Annotated in this window: 3 protein-coding genes and 1 pseudogene; 2 read left to right on the top strand and 2 right to left on the bottom strand. The window is 30.8% G+C overall.

The window, feature by feature from the left end; genetic code table 11:
- Positions 1-196: 196 nt before the first annotated feature.
- Both PHC28_RS17760 and PHC28_RS17755 read right to left on the bottom strand, forming a co-directional pair.
- Positions 197-946 carry a uroporphyrinogen-III synthase gene (locus PHC28_RS17760; RefSeq protein ID WP_300103661.1) on the bottom strand — a complete coding sequence of 250 codons (750 nt, stop codon included), beginning with the start codon at positions 944-946 and terminating at the stop codon, positions 197-199.
- 12 nt (positions 947-958) lie between these two features.
- Positions 959-1,630, bottom strand: coding sequence for a DUF4271 domain-containing protein (locus PHC28_RS17755; protein ID WP_300103659.1), 672 nt, complete (start codon positions 1,628-1,630; stop codon positions 959-961).
- A 104-nt stretch (positions 1,631-1,734) separates the two neighbouring features.
- Between PHC28_RS17755 and PHC28_RS17750 the strand changes: the two genes are divergently transcribed.
- Both PHC28_RS17750 and PHC28_RS17745 read left to right on the top strand, forming a co-directional pair.
- A complete protein-coding gene (locus PHC28_RS17750; RefSeq protein WP_300103657.1) occupies positions 1,735-2,460 on the top strand; it encodes a polyprenol monophosphomannose synthase in 726 nt (241 codons plus the stop codon).
- Positions 2,461-2,471: 11 nt separating this feature from the next.
- A pseudogene (locus tag PHC28_RS17745) lies at positions 2,472-2,941 on the top strand (dihydroorotase); the annotation flags it as partial.

Here is a 2,941-nt window from a genome sequence, read left to right as displayed (position 1 = left end):
ACGCTTTTTTTTGAATTTGTCATAAATAAAAAAGTTTATTGAAACGAATTTCAATAAACTTTTGGAAACATCATATTTTATAATGCTTTACAGCATTTTCACCAACTATTTTTGACTATTAAACCATAAAATACAAAATCCGCTTCGATTTATAATTGAAGCGGATTTTTTTGATTTATATTCTGTAAAAATTAGCCTATTTCGCTTTATTTGCTTCTACAATATATTTTTCCAATGCCATTGACATTGATGGGGTTTCTGGAGTTGGTGCTAGAATATCAATTCTCAAACCATGTTCTAAAGCTTCTTTTTGGGTTGAACTTCCAAAAACAGCAATTCGAGTATTATTTTGCTTGAAGTCAGGGAAATTCATAAACAATGATTTTATTCCTGTCGGGCTAAAGAATGCCAAAACATCATAATAAACATCCGCCAAATCTGCCAAATCGCTCATAACCGTCTTGTAAAAAACAGCTTGTGTCCAGTCCACTTTTAGGTTATTTAGTGTGACAGGTGCATCAGGATTTAATTGGTCTGAAGCAGGTAATAAGAATTTTTCGTCTTTATATTTTTTTATTAATGGAGATAAATCGGCAAAATCTTTTGAACCAACGTAGATTTTTCGTTTGCGATACACTACATATTTTTGAAGATAAAAAGCAACAGCTTCTGATTGACAAAAATATTTCAATCCTTCAGGAACTTTATAACGCATTTCATCTGCAACTCTAAAAAAGTGATCCACAGAGTTTTTACTCGTTAATATAATTGCGGTAAAGTTATTAAGATCAATTTTCTGAAGTCTAATTTCCTTTGCGCTAACGCCTTCTACGTGGATGAAACATCTGAAATCAATTTTCACTTTATGCTTTTGTTGAAGCTCAAAGTAAGGAGAATTTTCCACTTTAGGCTCGGGTTGTGACACCAAAATTGTTTTCACTTTCATATCTAAAATTTTCTAAGCAATACCTTTTGTAAACCAATAATATAGGAAATAATACGGCGCTATTTCGAGAGCGCAAAGATATAAAATAAAATAAAATAACTTGCTGAATATTAAATTTTGATAATTTTTTATTGAAACTAAATAAGTTAAAACATTTGTAATCAAAATAATTGCAATAAGTACAAACAAAATATTTCTAGAAATAGAGTCGTAATAAAATAAAATAACATTGATTGGAAGTATGAATAATCCAATATAGGTTCTATAAGTGACTTTTTGGAGGTTAAATTGTTCAACAAATTCCTCCATATTGAATGCGGTGGCGATAATTTTCTCAATTAAAAATTTAGATAAAATAAAGAAAATAAGAAAAGTAATTATTTGAATATATAAAACCCAATCCGTTTTGGATGTGTATCCCAAATGAGCCAACGAAAGTTGAATAAAGAAGGCTAATGAAATGATTTGAACAAAAAATAATGAAATGGTAAAACCACTTTTAAGGTGAATACTATCTTTGTAAACTTTAGTATATTTATCTGAAAAAATTAAATTAGCAAAATCCGCAAATCTATTTTCGAAAATTGATTTTGTAAGTGCTATGGTAGCAAATGACATTACAAATAATGCCGTAGCCCATTCTTTATTTTCTATTATTCTTGGATGTAGTACATTTTCAATCATGACGATGCAAAATTAATGATTTTTTATTTCAATCTTTTTATTATAATTTTATTATGAATCAAATCGTATAAAAAGTTTACTTTTGCGGTGAAATTACTCTAAATATGAACGATTGCATTGTTATAATTCCAACCTATAACGAAATTGAAAACATCGAAAGCATTATAAGATCAGTGCTTTCACAGCATAAACCGTTTCATATTCTCGTTATTGATGACAATTCGCCAGATCAAACTGCTGACAAGGTGATAATGCTTCAATCAGAATTTGAAGGGAGATTATTTTTAGAAAAAAGAGCAGGAAAATTAGGTCTAGGTACGGCTTATGTGCACGGTTTTAAATGGGCTTTGAAAAATAATTATAGCTATGTTTTCGAAATGGACGCTGATTTTTCGCATAATCCAAATGATCTTGAAAAACTGTATGATGCTTGCCATTTTGGGGGTGCTGATTTAGCTATTGGATCACGTTATGTGACAGGGGTAAATGTTGTAAACTGGCCTTTGAGCCGCGTTTTAATGTCTTATTTTGCTTCAGTTTATGTGCAAATGGTCACAGGAATGAAAATACATGACGCAACGGCAGGTTTCATTTGCTACAAGAAAGAAGTACTTGAAGGTCTTAATTTAAATAAAATTAAATTTGTGGGTTACGCCTTCCAAATAGAAATGAAATACAGAACTTTTTGCAAAAGTTTTCAAATTGTTGAAGTGCCTATAATTTTTACAGATAGAACCAAAGGGCAGTCTAAAATGAGTAGTGCTATTTTTAAAGAAGCCGTTTTAGGAGTCATTGCACTCCGTTTAAAAAAATTAGTTAACACCTTATAAAGAAAAGAAAAATGAATAGGGTTTTAATAAAAAATGCCAAAATTGTAAACGAAGGGACTATTTTTGAAGGAGATGTTTTGATAGAAAATGACATAATCGTCGAAATTTCTGAAAGCATTAGCCCTAAATCATCTGAATGTCAAATTATTGATGCCGAAGGTAATTATTTAATGCCTGGAGCAATCGACGATCAAGTGCATTTTAGAGAACCAGGACTTACTCATAAAGGAGATATAGAATCTGAGTCAAAAGCCGCAGTTGCTGGTGGAATCACATCCTATATTGAACAACCTAACACGATTCCTAATGCGGTAACACAGGAAATTTTAGAACAAAAATACCAATTAGCTGCTGAGAAATCCTATGCGAATTATTCGTTTATGATGGGAGCAACCAATGATAATCTGGATGAAGTTTTAAAAACAAATCCGAAGAATGTTGCTGGAATAAAAATATTTTTAGGCTCTTCTACAGGTAATAT

It is taken from the genome of Flavobacterium sp., from assembly GCF_028712645.1.
GTDB lineage: Bacteria > Bacteroidota > Bacteroidia > Flavobacteriales > Flavobacteriaceae > Flavobacterium.
The sequence above is the reverse complement of the archived record's forward strand: the minus strand, read 5'-3'. Positions and strand labels throughout refer to the sequence as shown.